The sequence below is a fragment of the Frigoribacterium sp. CG_9.8 genome (genome assembly GCF_015751965.1).
In the GTDB taxonomy this organism is placed as follows: domain Bacteria; phylum Actinomycetota; class Actinomycetes; order Actinomycetales; family Microbacteriaceae; genus Lacisediminihabitans.
In genome coordinates this window covers 68,267-89,213 of record NZ_JADOVH010000002.1, presented here as the reverse complement: position 1 = coordinate 89,213, position 20,947 = coordinate 68,267, and the positions used below count along the sequence as shown (strand labels likewise).

20 protein-coding genes are annotated in these 20,947 nt (G+C 64.2%); 9 read left to right on the top strand and 11 right to left on the bottom strand.

All coding sequences use genetic code 11. The features are described from left to right. Positions 1–121: 121 nt before the first annotated feature. From IWX88_RS05325 to IWX88_RS05315, 3 genes are all read right to left on the bottom strand, one after another. Positions 122–1,747 carry an ABC-F family ATP-binding cassette domain-containing protein gene (locus IWX88_RS05325; RefSeq protein ID WP_196828045.1) on the bottom strand — a complete coding sequence of 542 codons (1,626 nt, stop codon included), beginning with the start codon at positions 1,745–1,747 and terminating at the stop codon, positions 122–124. Between the two features lie 124 nt (positions 1,748–1,871). After that, complete coding sequence (gene ychF, locus IWX88_RS05320) at positions 1,872–2,945, bottom strand: redox-regulated ATPase YchF (protein WP_196828043.1); 1,074 nt, start codon at positions 2,943–2,945, stop codon at positions 1,872–1,874. A 136-nt stretch (positions 2,946–3,081) separates the two neighbouring features. Beyond that, entirely contained in the window at positions 3,082–3,480 is a 399-nt protein-coding gene (locus IWX88_RS05315) for an SseB family protein (protein WP_196828041.1), read from the bottom strand. A 144-nt stretch (positions 3,481–3,624) separates the two neighbouring features. Here IWX88_RS05315 and IWX88_RS05310 point away from each other — a divergent pair, with 144 nt between their 5' ends. Continuing rightward, complete coding sequence (locus tag IWX88_RS05310; RefSeq protein ID WP_196828039.1) at positions 3,625–4,245, top strand: exonuclease domain-containing protein; 621 nt, start codon at positions 3,625–3,627, stop codon at positions 4,243–4,245. On the opposite strand, the gene IWX88_RS05305 is transcribed toward IWX88_RS05310, so the two are convergent. Continuing rightward, positions 4,242–5,729, bottom strand: a complete 1,488-nt coding sequence (locus IWX88_RS05305) for a CoA-acylating methylmalonate-semialdehyde dehydrogenase (RefSeq protein ID WP_196828037.1) — start codon at positions 5,727–5,729, stop codon at positions 4,242–4,244. The genes IWX88_RS05310 and IWX88_RS05305 overlap by 4 nt on opposite strands. A 124-nt stretch (positions 5,730–5,853) precedes the next feature. Between IWX88_RS05305 and IWX88_RS05300 the strand changes: the two genes are divergently transcribed. Further along, complete coding sequence (locus tag IWX88_RS05300; RefSeq protein ID WP_196828035.1) at positions 5,854–7,188, top strand: DNA recombination protein RmuC; 1,335 nt, start codon at positions 5,854–5,856, stop codon at positions 7,186–7,188. Positions 7,189–7,205: 17 nt separating this feature from the next. Here IWX88_RS05300 and glpX read toward each other — a convergent pair whose 3' ends face one another. Continuing rightward, positions 7,206–8,189: a class II fructose-bisphosphatase gene (gene glpX, locus IWX88_RS05295; RefSeq protein WP_196828032.1), complete on the bottom strand. Its 984-nt coding sequence runs from the start codon at positions 8,187–8,189 to the stop codon at positions 7,206–7,208. Between the two features lie 126 nt (positions 8,190–8,315). Between glpX and fbaA the strand changes: the two genes are divergently transcribed. Continuing rightward, a complete protein-coding gene (gene fbaA / locus IWX88_RS05290; RefSeq protein WP_196828030.1) occupies positions 8,316–9,341 on the top strand; it encodes a class II fructose-bisphosphate aldolase in 1,026 nt (341 codons plus the stop codon). A gap of 173 nt (positions 9,342–9,514) precedes the next feature. On the opposite strand, the gene IWX88_RS05285 is transcribed toward fbaA, so the two are convergent. Then, on the bottom strand, positions 9,515–10,132 hold the full coding sequence (locus IWX88_RS05285; RefSeq protein ID WP_196828028.1) for a DUF6264 family protein: 618 nt from the start codon (positions 10,130–10,132) through the stop codon (positions 9,515–9,517). Further along, complete coding sequence (locus IWX88_RS05280) at positions 10,129–11,181, bottom strand: 4-hydroxy-3-methylbut-2-enyl diphosphate reductase (protein WP_196828866.1); 1,053 nt, start codon at positions 11,179–11,181, stop codon at positions 10,129–10,131. Before IWX88_RS05280 ends, IWX88_RS05285 begins: the two co-directional genes overlap by 4 nt. Positions 11,182–11,269: 88 nt before the next feature. Here IWX88_RS05280 and xseA point away from each other — a divergent pair, with 88 nt between their 5' ends. The 5 genes from xseA (at position 11,270) to IWX88_RS05255 (ending at position 15,669) form a co-directional block, all read left to right on the top strand. Then, entirely contained in the window at positions 11,270–12,508 is a 1,239-nt protein-coding gene (xseA, locus tag IWX88_RS05275; protein ID WP_370568187.1) for an exodeoxyribonuclease VII large subunit, read from the top strand. A 10-nt stretch (positions 12,509–12,518) separates the two neighbouring features. Beyond that, positions 12,519–12,770: an exodeoxyribonuclease VII small subunit gene (locus tag IWX88_RS13800; RefSeq protein WP_370568186.1), complete on the top strand. Its 252-nt coding sequence runs from the start codon at positions 12,519–12,521 to the stop codon at positions 12,768–12,770. Between the two features lie 45 nt (positions 12,771–12,815). Then, positions 12,816–13,463 (top strand): DUF4245 domain-containing protein, encoded by a 648-nt coding sequence (locus tag IWX88_RS05265; RefSeq protein ID WP_196828024.1) that lies wholly within the window; start codon positions 12,816–12,818, stop codon positions 13,461–13,463. Next, on the top strand, positions 13,460–14,179 hold the full coding sequence (locus IWX88_RS05260) for a carbonic anhydrase (protein WP_231368909.1): 720 nt from the start codon (positions 13,460–13,462) through the stop codon (positions 14,177–14,179). Before IWX88_RS05265 ends, IWX88_RS05260 begins: the two co-directional genes overlap by 4 nt. A gap of 86 nt (positions 14,180–14,265) precedes the next feature. After that, positions 14,266–15,669, top strand: coding sequence for a class II fumarate hydratase (locus IWX88_RS05255; protein WP_196828022.1), 1,404 nt, complete (start codon positions 14,266–14,268; stop codon positions 15,667–15,669). 54 nt (positions 15,670–15,723) lie between these two features. Here IWX88_RS05255 and IWX88_RS05250 read toward each other — a convergent pair whose 3' ends face one another. The 4 genes from IWX88_RS05250 to IWX88_RS05235 all read right to left on the bottom strand — a co-directional run bounded on the left by IWX88_RS05250 (position 15,724) and on the right by IWX88_RS05235 (position 20,149). Continuing rightward, positions 15,724–16,539 (bottom strand): hypothetical protein, encoded by an 816-nt coding sequence (locus IWX88_RS05250; protein WP_196828020.1) that lies wholly within the window; start codon positions 16,537–16,539, stop codon positions 15,724–15,726. 64 nt (positions 16,540–16,603) lie between these two features. Continuing rightward, a complete protein-coding gene (locus tag IWX88_RS05245) occupies positions 16,604–17,980 on the bottom strand; it encodes a PhoH family protein (protein ID WP_370568185.1) in 1,377 nt (458 codons plus the stop codon). A 222-nt stretch (positions 17,981–18,202) separates the two neighbouring features. Further along, positions 18,203–19,357, bottom strand: a complete 1,155-nt coding sequence (locus tag IWX88_RS05240) for an aminotransferase class V-fold PLP-dependent enzyme (protein ID WP_196828016.1) — start codon at positions 19,355–19,357, stop codon at positions 18,203–18,205. A 6-nt stretch (positions 19,358–19,363) separates the two neighbouring features. Continuing rightward, positions 19,364–20,149, bottom strand: a complete 786-nt coding sequence (locus IWX88_RS05235) for an isoprenyl transferase (protein ID WP_196828014.1) — start codon at positions 20,147–20,149, stop codon at positions 19,364–19,366. A gap of 87 nt (positions 20,150–20,236) precedes the next feature. Here IWX88_RS05235 and IWX88_RS05230 point away from each other — a divergent pair, with 87 nt between their 5' ends. Continuing rightward, entirely contained in the window at positions 20,237–20,941 is a 705-nt protein-coding gene (locus IWX88_RS05230) for a hemolysin III family protein (RefSeq protein WP_196828012.1), read from the top strand. The last annotated feature ends 6 nt before the right edge of the window (positions 20,942–20,947 follow it).

The following is a 20,947-nucleotide window of genomic DNA, read 5'->3' as shown; positions in this document are numbered from 1 at the left end:
GGTCGACGTCCAGACTGGCTCATCCGATCCGGGCGAGTTCGGACAGTGTGGGCCGGCATGCCGGCCCACAAAGGCCGAATTCGCCCGGATCATGAGCGCAGGTGGGCGCGGCTGCACACAATCAGGCCGCGCGCACCTGCAACTCACCGGGCTGCGCGCCATCCGAACCAAAAATAATCCGGCAGTTGGCAATCTTCTCGCTGAAGAATCGATCGTGACTGACGACGACGATCGCTCCGGGGAAGTGCAGCAGTGCCCGCTCCATCACCTGGGTGCTGGCCAGGTCGAGGTGGTTGGTCGGCTCGTCGAGCAGGAGCACGGATGCTCCGGACAGCAGGCACTGCGCCATGGCGACCCTGGCGCGCTGGCCACCGGAGAGATTGCCGATCCGGTTCTTGAGGTCGGCTTCGGAGAACCGGAACATTGCGAGGAACCTGCCAACCGACTTGCGGGTCGCCGTGAGGGCGAGGCTGTCGGGGTAGGCGTTGACGGCGTGGGTGACCGTGTCGGTGTCGTCGAGTTCGGCGAGCACCTGGTTGTACGAGACGACCTTTGCGCCAGCGGCCCAGGCGACCGCTCCACCATCCGCTTTCTCCTCACCGGTGAGCACGCGAAGCAGCGTTGTCTTGCCGCTACCGTTCGCGCCGCTCACCACGATGCGATTACCCCGTCGGATTTCGAGTGAGAGCGCCTCGAAAAGCACCCGGTCGCCAAAGGATTTACCCAGTCCCTCGATGCGGCACAGCACATCCTTGACGTGAAGACCGCCGTAAATCTCGGTGATGATCTGGTCGACGGGCCGAGGAGCGCGCGACTTCTTGATCTGCGAGAGCTGCTTATCCAACCCGCGGCTCTCCGCCTTCGCGGCATCCCGGCGGTCGGCGATGCCCTCCGCCTCGAACGCCAGCAGCTCCGACTCGTGCTGGAACTGAGCCTCGAGGGTCTTCAGGCGAAACTGCTTCTGGATGATGTACTCGCCAAAATTGCCCGGATACTCGTGCAGGTGGTAGTTCTCGATTTCGATAATGCGGGTCGCAACGGCATCAAGGAACTTGCGATCGTGCGAGACGATGACCGCGGCGCCCTGGAAGGTGCGGAACCAGGTTTCGAGCCATTCGACACCGGCAACATCGAGGAAGTTCGTCGGTTCATCGAGCAGAAGCACATCCGGATCTTCGAGCAGGATCTTCGCAAGTGCTGCGCGGTTGCGCCATCCGCCCGAGAGTTCATCGATCGCGCAGAGGCGGTGTGCGGCGGTGAAACCGAGAGTCGTGAGTGCGGTGTCGATGCGGCGGTGATAGTCCCAGCCATCCAGCCGGTCCATCTCGCCGAACAGCTCCGATTGGCGATGGATGAGGGCGTCGAGGTCGGCGGTCGGGCTTGCGACAGTCTGAGTGGCGGTCACAGTGGCGGTGACAGCGGCGATCTGCTCATCAATCGAGGCGAGCTCGGTCTCGATGTCCGTGATCTCACCAAAAAGGCCCTCGAGCACCTCGATGATCGTCGCGGTGCCATCGAGCTCGGAAAACTGCGAGAAGTAGCCGATCCGGGTGCCGGGATCGACAGTGACGGTGCCGGCATCCGGGGTCACCTGTTCGACGATGAGCTTGAGGATGCTGGTCTTGCCCGACCCGTTGCGTCCGATCATCCCGACGCGGTCTGTGCCGTCGAGCCGGAAGAATGCCTCGCGCAGGATCGGCGTGTTCTCGTAGCGGAGTTCTACGTCGTTCAGTCGGACCAGGCTCATGCTGTCCTTTCGAAAGTGGCTCGGTGGATGCTCGCGAACTGCGGCGAAATGTCGGTTGAACCGCGTAATGGCGACCATTTGCCGCAGTTCGCAGCACCGTGTGCGGCATCCATCAGGCTCAGGGTCAGTTATTGAAGCGGAACTCCACGACATCGCCGTCCTGCATCACGTATTCCTTGCCCTCGATGCGGGCCTTGCCCTTGGCGCGAGCCTCGGCGATCGAGCCAGTATCGACGAGGTCCTGGAAGCCGATCACCTCGGCCTTGATGAAACCCTTTTCGAAGTCGGTGTGGATGACGCCCGCCGCCTGCGGGGCTTTGGCACCCTTCGGGATGGTCCAGGCACGCGCCTCCTTCGGTCCGGCGGTCAGGTAGGTCTGCAGCCCGAGGGTGTCGAAGCCAATGCGGGCGAGTTGGCTGAGTCCGCTCTCCTCCTGGCCGGTGGAGGCGAGCAGTTCCGCAGCATCCTCCGGGGAGAGGTCGATGAGCTCGGACTCGAGTTTGGCGTCGAGGAAGATGGCCGTGGCCGGGGCGACCAGTGCCGCGAGAGTGGCCAGAGCCGCGGCATCCTGCAGCACGTCCTCGTCCACGTTGAACACATAGATGAAGGGCTTTGTGGTGAGCAGACCGAGCTCCTGGATGAGCGAGATGTCGATGGTGGATGACGAGAGCGGCTTGCCAGCGTCGAGAAAGATCTGAGCCTCGACGGCAGCGGCGAGCACGGCCGGCTCGGTGCGCTTGGTTTTGACTTCCTTCTCGTAGCGCGGCACGGCCTTTTCGAGGGTCTGCAGGTCGGCGAGGATGAGTTCGGTATTGATGGTCTCCATGTCGGAGGCCGCATCGACTTTGCCGTCGACGTGCACCACATCCGGGTCGGCGAATCCGCGGATCACCTGGGCGATGGCATCCGCCTCCCGGATGTTGGCAAGGAACTTGTTGCCGAGCCCCTCGCCGACCGAGGCGCCCTTGACGATGCCGGCGATGTCGACGAACGAGACTGGGGCGGCGAGGATACGCTCGCTTCCGAACAGCGCAGCGAGCGTGTCGAGACGCGGATCTGGGAGGCTCACGACCCCCACGTTGGGCTCAATCGTGGCGAAGGGATAGTTCGCTGCCAGCACCTGGTTCTTGGTGAGCGCGTTGAACAGGGTGGACTTGCCGACATTGGGCAGACCGACGATTGCAATAGTAAGAGCCACGACGGGTAAGTCTAACGAGCGCGTCGCATTGGACTGTTACCGCAGCACCGTCCGGAAGCAGAGCGTGCGGCTCGCGTGCATCGTCCACGGCTCAACCTCACGACGAGACCTCACGACGAGACCTCACGACTCAACCTCACGCCTCAACCTCACGACCGTGCAGCTCGGTCAGAAACAGACCGATGCCCTCCGGCAGCAGCTCGAAGCCGATCGACCGGCTGGGATTTACGACGATCCCAGCACCGGGTGGGATCGATGCCAGCAGCGAGCGTCCGACTATCGACACCCCGAATTCGGCGAGCTGACCGAACTCGGCGATCTGGTCGTCGTGGGTGAACACCGCGAGCATCGAGATGCCGTCGACCTCGAACAGCACCGGCTGCAGCTGGTTGAGGTTGTCGACGACTTCGGTCGCACTCGGCACGATCACCTGACTCACCGCGAGCGATTCGAGCACGTTGACAGTGGTCGCACGCCCGGACTGGGCCAGCACGATCGTGCGCTCAAGATCGGTGGGGTCGCGCACCTCAGACATGCCTTAATCCTAGGGAGGCGAGCAGACCGGGAACCCGAAAACGCGAAAAGGGGGCGCCGCAGGTCCGTGAGGCGCGAACCCCAATCGTGCGGATCGCCAGCGCACTCCGCTGGCACCGTCGCACGTCCGTGAGACGATGACGCAATGGCTCTCAACTTCACCGCAATCGACTTTGAGACCGCTAATTCCTCGGCCGCCTCCGCCTGCTCGGTGGGGTTGGTGAAGGTGCGTGACGGCGTCGTCGTCGACCGGGTGGCCTGGTTCATCCGCCCGCCAGCCGGGTTCGATCACTTCACCGAGTGGAACACCCGCATCCACGGCATCATGGCACCGGATGTCGCGGACGCGAAGCTCTGGAGTGAGCAGCTGCCCGACCTCGTGGCCTTCGCCGGCGATGACCTGCTCGTCGCCCACAATGCCAGGTTTGACATGGGGGTGATCTCCGCCGCCTGCCGAGCCAGCGTCATGGACATCCCCGGTTTCGGCTACCTCTGCAGCCTCCAGGTTGCCCGCAAGACCTACACGCTCGACTCATACCGGCTGCCGGTCGCGGCGATGGCGGCAGGCTTTGAGGACTTCGCCCACCACGACGCACTCGCCGACTCGGAAGCCTGTGCCGCGATCATCGTCCACGCCGCCCGGCGACACGATGCGGGCTCGATCGAAGAGCTCGCGCGGATCACGGGGGCACGCATCGGAGCGATCGGTCCTCGCGCAACGGACTCGGCCCAGGCCTCGGCCCCGGCCCCGATGTTCCGCGCCTAGTTCTGCGGGAAGCCCAGGTTGATGCCGCCGTGGCTCGGGTCGAGCCAGCGCATGGTGACCGCCTTCTGCCGCGTGAAGAAGTGGATACCGTCGGCCCCGTACGCCTTCGTGTCGCCGAACAGCGACTGCTTCCAGCCGCCGAACGAGAAGTAGGCAACCGGCACCGGGATCGGCACGTTGATTCCCACCATGCCGACCTGCACCTGGCGCTGGAACCGCCGCGCTGCCCCGCCGTCGTTGGTGAAGATCGCGGTGCCATTTCCGTAGCGTGACGCATTGATCAGCGCAACGCCCTCGTCGTAGGAGGCCACCCGCACCACCGAGAGCACCGGGCCGAAGATCTCGTCCGTGTACACCCGGGAGTCGGTCGGTACGGCATCGATGAGCGTTGGGCCGAGCCAGAAGCCGTCGGCCGCGCCATCCACGTTGATGCCGCGACCATCCACGACCACCGTTGCTCCATCCTCGATCGCGATGTCGATGTAGCCGACGACCTTGTCGCGATGCTCCTTCGTGATCAGCGGGCCCATGTCACAGTTGCGGCGTCCGTCGCCCACCGTGAGCTGCGACATCCGTGAGGCGATCTTCGCGATCAGCTCATCGGCGACCGGTTCGACTGCGACGAGAACACTGATGGCCATGCACCGCTCCCCCGCCGAGCCGAAGCCCGCGTTGACCGCAGAGTCGGCGACGAGGTCGAGGTCGGCATCCGGCAGCACCAGCATGTGGTTCTTCGCCCCGCCGAGCGCCTGGACGCGCTTGCCGTGCTTGGATCCGGTCTCGTAGATGTAGCGGGCGATCGGAGTGGAGCCGACGAAGGAGATCGAGGCGACATCCGGATGCTCGAGCAGTGCATCCACGGCCACCTTGTCACCGTGAACAACGTTGAATACGCCGTCGGGGAGCCCAGCCTCGGTGAACAGCGCGGCAAGCCAGTTGGATGAAGACGGATCCTTCTCGCTCGGCTTCAGCACCACGGTATTGCCTGCTGCGATCGCGATCGGGAAGAACCAGAGCGGGACCATCGCCGGAAAGTTGAACGGGCTGATGATGCCGACGACGCCGAGCGGCTCACGGGTCGAATACACATCGACCCCGGTCGATACGTTCTCCGAGTACTCGCCCTTCATCATGTGCGGAAAGCCGGTGGCGAACTCCACCACCTCGAGTCCGCGGGCGATCTCGCCGAGCGCATCGGAGAGCACCTTGCCGTGTTCTGCGGTAAGGACCTCGGCAAGCTCCTGCTTGCGGGAGTTCAGCAGTTCGCGGAAGGTGAAGATGATCGACTGTCGTTTGGCGAGGGATGTCTCGGCCCACGCCGGGAAGGCGGCTTTCGCTACGGCAACGGCCCCGTCGACATCCGCGGTCGTCGCCAGTCGCACTTCGCGGGCGACAGTGCCGAGCGCCGGGTCGAATACGGGAGCGGTGCGGGTCGAGTCGCCTGCGACGGATGAGCCGCCGATCCAATGATTCACGATGTCCATGCCGCCATGCTAGCCGCGCGATTTGCTGCGATCCAGCCGATCAGGCACACCGTATTGTTCTCGAAATGTTTTGTGCCGAGCGGGTGATGACAGCAGTGTCGGAGCTCGCTGCCAGACTGGCCGGATGGATCCCATCGCATCGCTCATCGTCGGACTGGTCATCGGAATCGTGCTCGGCACCGTCATCGGGCTGTTGTTTGCGCGCGCGCGGAGGGCGGATGCCCCACTCGGGGTCGACCCGGCCCTCCTCGCATCCCAGAACGAACTCGCTCTCGGTGCCGTGCGCGCAGAGGAAGCGACCGTGAGAGCACAACTCGCAGCCGAGCTCGCCGCGATCCAGGCCACTGCACTCGCGCTGAAGGAGCAGGTCGCCGCGCAACAGCAGCAGTATCAGGATCTGGTTGATCGTCAGCGCCAAGACCAGCTAGCCGAGGCCGACCGGCAGCAGCGGGAGAGCAAGGTACTGCAAGCGCTGACCCCGGTGCAAGAATCCCTCCGCAGCATGCAACTGAAGGTCACAGAGCTCGAGACCCAGCGCAGCCTGCAGCACGGCGAACTGACCCAGCAGCTGCGCAACGCCACGGAGTCGGAGGAGCGCCTGCGAAGCACGGCAGAGTCGCTCGCGTCCGCGCTGCGCAACAACGCCACGCGCGGCGTCTGGGGCGAGACCCAACTGCGCAATGTGGTGCAGGCAGCCGGCCTGATCGAGCGGGTCGACTTCGACGTGCAGTCATCCATCTCCTCGGATGCCGGTGCCGGCCGACCGGATATGGTCATCCACCTGCCCGGCGGCAAGAACATCGCCGTCGACGCGAAGGTGCCGTTCACCGCCTACCTCGAAGCGAGCCAGATTGCCGTGACCGCGACCGGGGAGGAGGGTGCGCGACGGCAGTCCCTCATCAAGCAGCATGTGCGCGCGATCAGGGCCCACGTCGACACCCTGAGCAGCAAGGCGTATTGGGATGGGCTGGATGCGTCGCCGGAGTTCGTGGTGGCGTTCATCCCCTCCGAGTCGCTTGTCTCGTCTGCGATGGAAGCCGATCCTGGGATCATGGATTACGCGTTCTCCAAGAAAGTGGCACTGGTCTCCCCGGTGTCGCTATGGTCAGTGCTGAAGACCGTGGCCTTCAGCTGGCAGCAGGATGTGGTGACGCAGGAGGCGAAGATGCTCTTCGAGACCAGTCGCGAACTGTACGGTCGTCTTGCCACCCTCGCCGGCCACATCGAGAAGCTCGGTCGTTCGATCGAGAGCACGGTGAAGAACTACAACGGATTCGTCGGTTCACTCGAACGCCAGGTGTTGCCCTCTGCTCGAAAACTCAACCTGCTCGAGCCGTCGAAAGTGCTCGGTACGCACGCCGAGATCGAGGAACTCCCCCGCGACCTCACCGCTTTCGAGCTCGTCGAAGAGCTCGAGATCGTGAGTGCTCGTGAGGTGAAGCCGGGCTTGTCCGACTGACAGTCAGAACTGGGCGCCTACAGCCATTTCTCGGCGAGGTGATCGGCCACGACCCGTCGAATCGTGCCCGAGCGGCCCCGCAGCACAATGCTCTCTGTGCTGATGATCGGACCTTTTTTGCGCACCCCGCCGACGAGCTGGCCGTCGGTGACACCGGTCGCGACAAAGTAGGTGTTATCGCTTGTGACCAGGTCGTTAATCTCGAGAATGCGATCGAGATCGTGCCCGGCGTCGATTGCCTTCTGGCGCTCGTCGTCACTCTGCGGCGCGAGTTTGGCTTGGATGAATCCCCCGAGTCCCTTGAGGGCGCAGGCGGTGATGATGCCCTCCGGCGTGCCGCCACGGCCGACACACATGTCGATGCGGGCGTCGTAGCGCGCAGCGTTGATGCCGCCGGCCACATCCCCGTCGAGCAGCAGTCTGGTGCCGGCTCCCGCCTCGCGGATGTCCTCGATGAGCTGGGCGTGACGCGGACGGTCGAGCACTGCTACGACCAGATCCGCAACATCTTTGTGCATCGCCTTCGCGAGGGCGCGGATGTTCTCGCCGATCGGCTTGCGGAGGTCGACGACCCCGTGACCCTCGTGACCGGTGACGATCTTGTCCATGTAGAAGACGGCAGAGGGGTCGTACATGCTGCCGCGGTCCGCCACCGCAATCATCGACAGGGCGTTCTGCCGGCCGGCTGCAGTGAGTGAGGTGCCGTCGATCGGGTCGACCGCGATGTCGCAGGCCTGCCCCTGCCCCGTGCCGACACGCTCGCCGTTGTAAAGCATCGGGGCGTGATCCTTCTCGCCCTCACCAATGATCACCAGTCCATCGAAGTCGACGGTGCCGAGAAACTTGCGCATGGCATCAACGGCGGCTCCATCGGCAGCGAGCTTGTCGCCGCGCCCGATAAAGGGCACCGCACGAATCGCGGCAGCCTCGGTCGCTCGCACCAGCTCCATTCCGAGGTTGCGGTCGGGGTGCTGGAAGGTCGATCCGGTGGCAGTGTCCATGCCACAAGGGTACCCAGCGACGGCAACCATCACACTCGCGAACAATCTAAAGATCCGGGGTTCTTTAGTTCAATAGACTCGAGTGCGCTCCGGATCCGGATGTGCTGCGCGACCGAAGGAGATCCAATGCCCATCGCGACCCCCGAGCAGTACGCCGACATGCTCGACCGGGCGAAAGCCGGCGGCTTCGCCTACCCGGCAGTCAATGCCTCGTCGTCATCAACGATCAATGGCATCCTCCAGGGGCTCACCGCGGCCGGCTCCGACGGGATCATCCAGGTCACAACGGGTGGTGCGGACTTCTTCGCCGGGCAGAGCGTGAAGGCCCGCGCATCCGGAGCTCTCGCCTTCGCCGCGTTCGTCACCGAGGTGGCGAAAAACTATCCCATCACCGTCGCGCTGCATACCGACCATTGCCCGACCAACGCGCTCGACGACTTTCTGCTGCCGCTCATCGCTGCTTCCGAGTCGGAGGTCGCTGCCGGTCGTGGCCCGATCTTCCAATCGCATATGTGGGACGGCTCGGCGGTGCCGCTCGAGGAAAACTTGCGTGTCGCCCAGCAGATCCTGCCGCGGATGAAGGCGATCTCCTCGATCCTCGAGGTGGAGATCGGTGTTGTCGGCGGCGAGGAAGACGGTGTCAGCCACGACATCAACGAGCACCTGTATACGACCCTGGATGATGCGATCGCCACTGTCGAGGCTCTCGGCCTCGGTGAGAATGGCCGTTACATCGCGGCTCTCACCTTTGGCAACGTGCACGGCGTCTACAAACCGGGCAACGTGAAACTGCGTCCCGAGCTGCTCGGTGAAATCCAGGCCGGCCTCCAGTCGCGATACGGCACCGGGGCGATGCCCCTCGACCTCGTTTTCCACGGCGGATCCGGGTCGAGCGACGAAGAGATCGCCATCGCGGTGGCGAACGGCGTCGTGAAGATGAACATCGACACCGACACCCAGTACGTCTACAGCCGTTCGGTCGCCGATAGCGTTCTCAAGAACTACGACGGTTTTCTCAAGGTCGACGGCGAGGTGGGCAACAAGAAGGTCTACGACCCGAGGTCCTGGGGCAAGCTTGCCGAGTCGGCCCTTGCCGCTCGCGTCGTCGAGGCCACGAAGCAGCTCGGATCCGCCGGTCACTCGAGTAGCTAGCGAGCACGGACCGAACTAGCGCCGGGGTAACTCGTCTCGGGCCGTCGATCCCCTCTCACACGGGCGAGTTCGGACAGTACGGGCCAGCACGCCGGCCCGGAATGTCCGAATTCGCCCGTGTTGGAGATTCGGGTGGGTGCGAGCAGCGGGGTGGTGCGGGCAGCGGGGTGCAGCTAGCGCCGGGTGCGATCGAAGAATTGCACGAAGGTCGGGTCCGACTGCAGCAGGATCACGACGAAAACCAGTGCCACGATGGTCGCAACGACCCCACCGGTGATCGGCACCCAGAAGGCGATTCGGCCGCTTCGCAGCATCCACGTGGTCACCAGTAACGTGATGACGAACAGCGCGAGCGTAATCACGTTGAGGGTTGTGCCGAGACTCGCGGTGAGCGCCGTCGGGGTGTAGTCGCCGATGCCCTGCGCGACGAAAAACTGCTTCGCGATCGTTGCAAGGGTGTCACGCGCGAGCAGTTGTGCGATCACGTTGATGGTGGCATAGCCGAGCAGCCCGGCGGTGAGGATGACGTCCCAACGGCGGCGGCGACGGCCCGCCGCAGGCTTCGGCACAGGGGGAACAGACGCGGGCGCAACAGGTGTGTGTGGAACAGGCGCGTTCGGAACAGGCTCATTCGGAACGGGCACAGGGGAAACAGTCTGAGAAGGCACACTCAGCGGTGACACTGCCGGGAAAGAATCGGCGATGATCTTCGCCTGCTCCTGCGCCGAGGCATATTCACCGTACTGCGGCTTCGGGCGCTCGGGTTGCGGACGCTCGGGCTGATCGGTCACTTCTGCTGCCAATCGAGCTGGCGGGTGCGGCCCCCGAGCCCCCGAGCGTCGTCCTTACCGTTGACGTCGGTGCGCAACTCCTTGGGCAGCGAGAACATCAGATCCTCCTCCGCGGTGACGACCTGGCGCACGTCGGTATAGCCCGCATCGGCGAGGTCGTCGAGCACTTCCTGCACGAGCACTTCCGGTACGGATGCCCCGGAGGTGACACCGACGGTTGCGACGCCGTCGAGCCACTCCTGCTGGATCTCACTGGCGTAATCCACGCGGTAGGCGGTCTTCGCGCCGTTCTCGAGGGCGACATCCACCAGACGAACGGTGTTGGAGCTGTTGGCTGAACCGACCACGATGACCAATTCCGCCGATTCGGCCACCTTCTTGATAGCGACCTGGCGATTCTGGGTGGCGTAGCAGATGTCGTCACTCGGCGGATTGTGCAGGGCGGGAAAGCGCTCGCGTAGCAGGCGCACCGTCTCCATCGTCTCGTCGACACTCAGGGTGGTCTGGCTGAGCCAGACCAGGTTGTCGGGGTCGGTGACCTCGAGGGTCGCGACATCCGCCGGTCCGTTCACGAGGGTCGTGCGCTCGGGCGCGTGGCCCATGGTGCCTTCGACCTCCTCATGGCCAGCATGGCCGATCAAAAGGATCTGGAAGTTGTCCCGGGCGAAGCGCACCGCCTCGCGATGCACCTTGGTCACCAGAGGGCAGGTGGCATCGATGGCCTCGAGGTTGCGCGCGGCCGCAGCCGCAACGACCGCCGGCGAGACGCCGTGTGCGGAAAAAACGATATGAGCACCGACAGGAACTTCGTCGACCTCGTCGACGAAAATGGCACCCTGCTTTTCGAGAGTCGACACCACGTGGATGTTGTGCACAATCTGTTTGCGCACGTAGACCGGTGACCCGTAGTGCTCGAGCGCCTTTTCTACCGCGATGACCGCTCGGTCCACTCCTGCACAGTAGCCGCGCGGGGCCGCGAGCAGCACCCGTTTGCCTCCCGCGACAGGGTTGTCCCGTAGCCTGTTGCGTACCGCGGGAACCCGCGGCATGTTCAGGCTGACGGCCTCGCCGTTGGTAATGATGCTCACCTCGCAGATTCTACGGGGGTGCGCTGGCGACGCACTGGGAGGGCTGACCGTGACGATCGAAGTCGGGCCATCCACCGTCGATGCGCCGTGGCCGGTCGCGCTGCTCTCCGCCAAGATCAAAGGCTGGATCGATCGGCTCGGTGCGGTTTGGGTGGAGGGCGAAATCACCCAGTGGGGGCTCTCCGGCAGTAACGTCTACGGAAAACTCAAAGACCTGGATACCGATGTGACGGTTGGTTTTACCGTTTGGTCATCGGTGAAGTTGAAGCTGCCGAATGATCTCAAGCAGGGTGATCGGGTCGTCACTCTGGTCAAACCGAATTACTGGGTCAAGGGCGGCTCACTCACCATGCAGGTCATCGAGATGCGCCATGTTGGCCTCGGAGACCTGCTCGAGCGCCTCGAGCGCCTTCGGCAGACGCTTCGTACCGAGGGACTCTTCGACCTCGATCGTAAGAAACCACTCCCCTTTTTGCCCGGCTGCATCGGACTCATCACCGGCAAGGATTCTGATGCCGAGAAGGATGTGCTGCGCAACGCCCAGTTGCGCTGGCCCGCGGTCGAGTTCCGCGTGGTGCACACCGCAGTACAGGGCGATCGCGCTCCGGGTGAAGTGACTGCGGCGCTGAAAAAACTGGATGCAGACCCCGATGTCGATGTGATCATCGTGGCCCGCGGCGGTGGCGATTTCCAGAATCTTCTGGTCTTCAGCGATGAAACGCTCGTGCGCACGGCTGCCGCGTGCGTCACGCCGATCGTCAGCGCGATCGGGCACGAGGCCGATCGGCCACTTCTCGATGAGGTAGCCGACCTGAGGGCATCCACTCCGACGGATGCGGCGAAGCGCGTCGTACCGGATGTCGCGGACGAGCTTGCCCGCGTGCAACAGGCCCGCGCCCGCATCGGTAGCCGCATGACGACCCAGGTGCGCACAGAGATCGACCGGCTCGAACAGCTGCGGTCGCGCCCGGTGCTCACTGCATCCGCCTGGATTGTGGACTCCCGCGCTGAGGAGCTCGGGCGCTATATCGGCCGGAACGAAGAGCTCATCGGACACCTGCTCGAGAAGTCGCGCTCTGGTGTGCTCGACCTGCGGTCCCAGTTGCGCGCGCTCTCGCCCCAGCGCACCCTCGATCGCGGCTACGCCATCGCCCAGTTGCCCGGCGGTGCGGTGCTGAGGAGTTCGGCGGATGCCCACCCGGGCGCTCTCCTCCTCCTCACCCTCGCTGACGGCTCGACTTCGGCGACGGTCACACCACTGCCGGACGCACCCGGCATGGCCGAGTAGAATCTTCACCGTGGCATCCACCCCCTCCACCTCGCGCGCTGACGCTTCCGCGACAGGTACCGCCGAGTTATCGTACGAACAGGCTCGCGACGAGCTGATTCGGGTGGTGAACGAACTCGAACAGGGTTCGTCGACCCTGGAGCAGTCGCTTGCCCTCTGGGAGCGCGGCGAAGCGCTCGCCCGCCGTTGCGAGGAGTGGCTTATCGGTGCGAAGGCACGACTGGATGCCGCTCGCTCCACCGCGGTCGACCCCGGTGCCTGACACCGTGCAGAACAGAGCAGTGTCGAGCAGAGCAGTGCAGAGCTAGTGGCCGCCGAAAAAGATCGTCAACCCCGCATCGTCGCGGAGCTCGGCCGGCCGGAGACGGCAGACGAAACCGCCGCCCGCAAAGCGGAGAACTCGCGTAAACACCGCGCAAACCAGACTCTGCGCAACCTAGTTTTCGCGCTGCTTGCGTGCCTGGCGGTCGTGCTGGTTCTCGTCCTCGTCGTCGTGCGACCGGATGGAGCGCCGCGAGCCGCCGTGGACTACCGCGCAGATGCCTCAGCATCTGAACCCCGGGCCGGGCACACGCTCGCCGCCCCTGAACTGCCCACCGGTTGGAGTGCGAACGATGATGGCCTCACGACCGGCTCCGACTCGGTGCTCGCCTGGAAGGTGGGGTTCATCACACCGTCGACCCAATACATCGGCCTGGTACAGGGCATCAACGCCAACCCCACCTGGGTCTCGAACGAGCTGGTTAACACCCGATCCACCGGCTCGATCTCCATCGGTGGCCAGGACTGGGCAGTCTACGATCGACGCACCGAGCAGGATCCAGGCAATTACGCCTACTCGCTGAGCACGGTGATCGGAGTCAGCAGCATCGTGTTGCACGGCACCGGGTCCGCGAAAGAGTTCACCACCCTTGCTTCGGCGGTTGTCGCCCAACTCGCCGGCAGCACCGGATGACCGGCGCAATGCACCCGCCAACCGGCCCACCACCCGATCAGCCCCACAACGCTGCTCATGACGATGGTGCGCACGGCAACGATCGGTCTCCGGCGCATGCCTGGGCCGAGCTGCATCTCGGCAATCGGCGTTTCGTCGAGGGAACGCCGAGCCATCCGAGACAGGATGTCGAACGGCGCGAGCAACTGGTCGCTGCGCAGGCTCCGCGCGCCGCACTCTTCGGCTGCAGCGACTCCCGCCTTGCTGCCGAGATCATCTTCGACAACGGTCTCGGCGACCTGTTTGTGGTGAGAAACGCCGGCCAGGTCATCTCCGATTCGGTGATCGGCTCTCTCGAATACGCCGTCGCTGTGCTTCATGTTCCGCTCATCGTGGTGCTCGGGCACGACGAATGCGGTGCGGTGAAGGCGGCGATCGACTCCCAGGCGCCGGATGCTCCGCCCCTACCCCCGCACATCCACCAGCTGATCGAGAAGATCATTCCCGCCGTCACGCGCGTCACCCTGCGCACTGGCACCCCGACCATCGGCCCGGACTCGACAGAGGTGGGGCGCGAACACCTGCGCGACACCGTCGCTGAACTCCTCCACACCTCCGAGTTGATCAGCGACGCGATCGCCGCCGGTACGCTGGCTATCGTCGGTGCGAATTATCGGCTGCTCGAGGGTACGGCCGTTCCCGACATCATCGTCGGTGCGATCCCCAACCCGAACTGAGCACATCACACCGCGCCGACCTCACCATATGAGCCGCTTACGCCACGTGAGTGACTCCACCACGAGAGCTAAGGAAGCACATCGCCGTGACTGAATCTGACTATCGCATCGAGCACGACACAATGGGCGAAGTGCGCGTGCCGGTGTCCGCCCTCTATGGAGCACAGACGCAGCGTGCAGTCGAGAATTTCCCCATCTCCGGAAGCGGCCTCGAGCCGGCCCAGATCGTGGCACTGGCGCGGATCAAGCGCGCTGCCGCGATCGTCAATCTCGAGCTCGGTATCCTCGACGCGCCAGTATCGAATGCGGTCGTGCTCGCAGCCGATGAACTGATCGCCGGTCGTCATCACGACCAGTTTCCGGTCGACACCTACCAGACCGGCAGTGGCACATCGTCGAACATGAACATCAATGAGGTGCTCGCCACCCTCGCCACCCAGTTCGCAGGGGCTTCCGTGCACCCCAACGACCACGTCAACGCTTCGCAGTCCTCCAACGATGTCTTCCCCACTTCCGTGCACGTCGCGGTGACCGGAGCCCTCCTCGGCGACCTCGTTCCCGCCCTTGACCACTTGGCTGTTGCCCTCGAGGCGAAAGCCGAACTGTGGAAGACCGTGGTGAAGTCCGGCCGCACCCACCTGATGGATGCCACCCCGGTGACACTCGGCCAGGAGTTCGCCGGGTACGCGGCCCAGGTGCGCTACGGAATCGAGCGAGTGCGCTCGACCATCGTGCGCGTCGCGGAAGTGCCGCTCGGCGGCACTGCCGTCGGCACCGGTATCAACACCCCGGCCGGCTTCTCGCAAAAAGTCATCGCCGTGCTGGCTGCCGACTCCGGACTGCCGCTCACGGAAGCGCGTGACCACTTCGAGGCCCAGGGTGCCCGGGATGCCCTGGTCGAAGCATCCGGCGCCCTCCGGGTGATCGCAGTGAGCCTCACCAAGATCTGCAACGACCTGCGCTGGATGGGCTCCGGTCCGAACACCGGACTCGGCGAGCTCAGTATCCCCGACCTGCAGCCCGGCTCATCGATCATGCCGGGCAAGGTCAATCCGGTGATTCCCGAGGCTGTGCTGATGGTGGCCGCCCGCGTGATCGGCAACGATGCGACGATCGCCTGGGCCGGCGCATCCGGCTCCTTTGAACTCAACGTAGCGATTCCCGTCATGGGAACCGCGCTCCTGGAATCGATCCGCCTTCTTGCCAACTCCAGTGTTGCCCTCGCTGACAAGACCGTCGACGGCCTCGCCGCCAACGTGGAGCACGCCAGAGCTTTAGCGGAGTCCTCACCGGCGATCGTCACCCCGCTCAACCGAGTGATCGGCTACGAGGCTGCCGCGAAGGTTGCGAAGAACGCGGTCGCCAAATCGATCACGGTACGAGAATCGGTGATCGATCTCGGCTTCGTCGAGCGCGGCGAGGTGTCGATTGAATTGCTCGACAGTGCACTCGATGTGCTTTCGATGACCCGTCCGCCCGCCCGCTCCTGAGCCAGACCTTCCTGAGCCAGACCATCCCGAGCCAGACGCCTGGTCAGACGGGGACTACTGCCCGACCTGCGCGCGTGAGATCGGTGTTCCCTCGAGGTTCAGCACGGCACGACCGCCGAGATCTGACCCGAGGTCGATCGGGATAAGCACCGAGGTCGACGCTGCACCCGCCGCACCCTGGTCGCAGGGGGCGGCGAGAGCTTTCGCGTCAAGTGGCTCACCCACCGGGCGCCCGTAATAGACCGCGAGAGAGATGGCGGTGTCCGAGGCGACCACGAGCACCTGCTGTGGAACGCAGCGACTGTCGGCGCGCACCTGCACGACGATATTCGCGGTGTCGAGGGCAGTGAACCCAACCGTGGGATCGGCACCAAGGTAACCATCGGTTGTGGTCGCATACGGCCTGGCATAGGTGTTCAGACCGAACAGATAAGCCGGACTGCGGTTTTTGGGGCTCAGCGACTGGTACCGCAGCACCGGAACCCGGGTGAGGTCGAGCGACGGAGTGCTCACCGGCACAAACACTCGGTTGACGACCGCCGGGTCGGGCGCACCCCAGAGCAACCGGACGGGGTTGCTGATTTTCGGTGCCCTGGCCTGGCTGCTCGGGCCTGCCATACCCCCGATTTCAGAACTGCCCCCGGCGACCGGCGCGCCTGAGATCACCGTCAGGCCAACGACGACGAGCGCCGCAACGGCGACGCCGGCAACGAGGCGATGGATTCGGATGAGTACCGCTGCCGGCTCGGCACCGGCCCCCTCCCGCGTGCTCCAGCCACTGAGGGTGCGCCACTGGGAGCGTGGCGCGACGAGCCCCCACAGAGTGAGAATCGAGAGTCCACCGATCACGATGACGAGGGGGAGATTCACCTCGCAAGCCTAAGCTGTCTACCTTTCGTCATCACGCTCACCGGAGCCAATCCGCCGTGCAGAATCAGGTCAATTCATACGATTCGAGCATCTCGGTGACGAGGGCTGCGATCGCCGAACGCTCCGACCTAGTCAGTGTGATGTGCCCGAAGAGAGCGTGTCCCTTGAGGGTCTCGATCACCGAGGCAACACCGTCGTGGCGACCGACTCGGAGGTTGTCGCGCTGGGCAACGTCGTGAGTGAGTACGACCCGCGAATTCTGGCCGATCCGGCTGAGCACGGTGAGCAGCACATTGCGTTCGAGCGACTGCGCTTCATCCACGATCACGAAGGCATCGTGCAGCGAGCGGCCGCGGATGTGGGTGAGCGGCAGCACCTCGAGCAAGCCACGCTCCACAACTTCATCGAGCACGTTCTGCGAGACAACGGAACCGAGCGTGTCGAATACGGCCTGAGCCCACGGGTTCATCTTCTCTGAGGCATCACCGGGAAGGAAGCCGAGCTCCTGGCCTCCCACGGCATAGAGCGGACGGAACACCATGATCTTTTTGTGCTGCTGCTTCTCGAGCACTGCCTCGAGGCCGGCGCAGAGTGCGAGGGCTGATTTACCGGTTCCGGCCCGACCGCCAAGCGAGACGATTCCAATCTCGGGATCGAGCAGCATATCGATGGCGAGACGTTGTTCGGCCGAGCGCCCGTGCAGTCCAAAGATGTCGCGATCGCCGCGCACGAGTCGCATTTCCCCGCGCGCGGTGACCCGGCCAAGTGCTGAACCGCGGTCGGAGTGGATGACGAGCCCGGTGTTGATCGGAGTGTCCCCGATCGCTCGGGTGGTGAGCTTCTCGGTGTCGTACAGCTTCGCCATCTGATCCGACGCGAGCGTGACATCCTCCATGCCGGTCCAGCCGGAATCGACGGCAAGCTCCGCGCGATATTCCTCCGCGGCGAGACCGATCGACGCAGCCTTCACCCGCAGCGGGAGATCCTTGGAAACGACGGTGACATTCAGTCCCTCGTTCGACAGGTTGAGGGCGACGGCCAGGATCCGCGAATCGTTGTCGTTGAGCTGCAGTCCGGAGGGCAAGACCGACATATTCGAATGGTTGAGCTCGACTCGAAGTGATCCCCCATCGCCGACAGCGATCGGAAAGTCGAGACGCTCATGCTGCACACGCAGTTCGTCGAGATTGCGAAGAGCTTGGCGTGCGAAATATCCGATCTCCGGATCATGTCGTTTGCCCTCAAGCTCCGAGATCACGACCACCGGAAGCACGACCGCGTGTTCCGAAAAGCGGAAGATGGCTTTCGGGTCAGAGAGCAGCACCGATGTGTCGAGCACATAGGTGCGTTCGGCTTGCTTGGCCTGTCTGTCTGCCGCCGTGTCTGTCGCCCCAAGTTTCTGAGAACGGCGTGCGGGGCTGGTCTTGTCGAAAGCGGCCACGTGAGCTCCATCCCCGGATGCATTACGCATCCGGAACTAGTCCTCGTGACGGCCACCACACGTTGTGCCAGTGCAGATTGCTCAGACGAACTTGCGTGGCCGTCTCGATCAGGCGCCATACCTGATAGCTCGTACGCTACCGCTGTGGACGGCCGGTCCATCACCGACACACCCTTCACCGCGTCACCCGAAGATTAACGTTTGCCGAACTGACGGTCGCCCTCAGACGGTGATGGTCGAGGCATAGCTGATGAAGGCTCCGCGCAGCGCAGCGAAGGTCTCTTCAGTGGTCGACACGTGGGGGCTCAGGCGCACCGTGCCGCCGATCGTAGTCGCGGTAATCCCGTGGTTGAAGAGGGATGCCGTGAGCGGCGTGAGCTGGTCGGCGGCCGGCTCCAGCACGATGATTCCCGCCCGCTGGTTCTCGGCCCGGGAGGATGCCACCGGCAGAGCAAACTCGTCCGCGAGGTCGATGACCCGCGACACTTTCTCCGCCAGCCTGGCGCTGATCGCTGGAACTGACACTGCACCGATTTCCTCGAGGGCCGCAGCGAATCGGGCCTGGTCGATCGGGCTCGCCCTGCCGATGCTGTAGGCCGCGGCATCCCGTGCGGGCGGTGCAACCCCATCGTCGGTCAGTTCACACGAGTCCCGTTCACAGGAATCCCGTTCACACGAATCCATGGCCGCCGGGCCGCTGAATACGGGAGTGAGTCGTTCGAGGGCACGCTCGCTCAGCGCGAGAAAGCCGGTGCCCCATCCGGCCCGCACCCAGGTCTGCCCGCCGCTCGCTACGATATCCGCCAGGTGAAACGGCGCGTCCACGATGCCGAAACCCTGCGTCGCGTCGACGATGAGCAGTCGATCACCGATCACCTGCCGGATGCCCTCGAGGTCGGCGAGGTAGCCGGTGCGCACATCGACAAGGCTCACGGCCACCGCAACGATGCTCGGAGCGAGCTGGTCTCGGATCACTCCCGGGGTCACCGGCCCGCCGTCGGTATCGAGCCAGTGGGGCACGAGTACTGACAGGGCATCCGCGGCACGCACTGCGGCAACCGGGAGTGCGGGGAATTCCGTCGCGGAGAGCAGCACTCCCCCGGTGATGCCGAACATCGCCTGCATGAGGCCGGAACCCGTGTTCGGCTGGAGCACCACCTGTTCGGCGGGGAAGCCAGTGAGTGTGCCGACCGCGGCGCGCACTCGCGCATCCTGCCCGAAAAGACTTGCGAGGCTGCCGAACCTGGCGCGACGCATCAGTTCGAGAACAGCCAGCTGCTCCTCGATCGCGGCACGGCCGAGTGGGCCGAACGAGGCGAAGTCGAGGTAGCCGGCTTCCTCGGCGAATCCGGAGCAGAAGTCATCAATCGTTGTCATGGATCACTAACTTCCAAAGCGTCGCTGGCGGCGGGCATAATCGCGCAGCGCACGAAGAAAATCGACCTCACGCAGGTCTGGCCCGAGTGCCTCAACGAAGTAAAACTCGCTGTGTGCGCTCTGCCACAGCATGAAGTCACTGAGGCGCTGCTCGCCCGAGGTGCGGATGACGAGGTCGGGATCGGGCTGACCCCCGGTGTAGAGGTGGTCACCGATGAGCTCGGGGGTGAGGATCTCCGCGAGTGCATCGAGCGTGCCGCCCTCCTCCTCGTGCGTGGTGACGATGCTGCGCATCGCATCGGCGATCTCTCGCCTTCCGCCGTAGCCGACCGCGAGGTTGATGTGCATCCCGGTATTCGCGGCGGTGCGCTTTTCTGCCGTCGTGAGGGCGTCGATGAGGTGGGGTGGCAGTGAGTCGATGGAACCCACATGCTGCACCCGCCAGTCACGAAAGTGGGAGAGGTCCTCTGCGAGCTCGGCGATGATCTGAAGTAACTCGTCGATTTCTTCCGTCGTGCGACCGGTGAGGTTATCGGTCGACAGCAGGTAGAGCGTGGCTGTGGCGATCGACAGGTCGTCACACCAGACCAGGAACTCACGAAACTTCGCCGCTCCGGCACGATGCCCGTGGGCCGCTGTTTCGAGCAGCCGTTGCCTGGCCCAGCGCCGATTGCCGTCCAGGATCATCGCGACGTGCTTCGGCAGTTGCTGGGTGGCCAGAAAGCGACGGATCCGGTTTTGGTAGAGCCCGTAGAGGATGCCGCGTCCGAAGGGAACTTGCCGCTGTGCCACACCAATACGCTACTGCACAAGCCGCCGTAACCAGTTCCGTCTAGAACCCGGGCCGGGCCCGATCGGTCGACACTAAACTTGGGTTTTATGGCCACGGAATCGGACAACATCCCGCTGTTGGATGACGCGATCGCAACGCGAGCCGAACTGCTTGGCCGCACACCCACCTGGCGCGGCTGGATCCATGCGGTCACTTTCCCGGTGGCGATCGCCCTCGGTGCTGTTCTCATCGTCCTGGCCGACGGCGTGCCGGCACGGGTGTCGAGCTCGGTGTTCGTGCTGTCGTCGCTGCTGCTGTTCGGTGTCTCCGCGCTGTATCACCGCTTCCGCTGGAGCGACCGCACGAAGCGTGTGCTCAAGAGGCTCGATCACGCCAACATCTTCCTGCTGATCGCGGGGTCCTACACCCCCATCACTGTGCTGGCTCTGCCGCACGACAAATCAGTGCTGCTGCTCTGGCTCGTCTGGATCGGTGCAGGGCTCGGTATCGGATTCCGAGTGTTTTGGATCGGTGCACCGCGCTGGCTCTATGTGCCGCTATATCTGCTGCTCGGCTACGCCTCACTCGCCTTCATCGTGGACTTCTACCAGGCCAATGCTGTGATGATGACACTCATCCTGCTCGGGGGTGTCTGCTACACGATCGGCGCGGTGATCTACGGATTCAAGCGTCCGAATCCGGTGCCGGGGGTCTTCGGATTCCACGAGATCTTCCATGCACTCACCCTGCTGGCATTCCTCTGCCACTGGACCGCGATCTTCCTGGTGGCCACCAACCCGCCGGTCTTCTGACGCTGA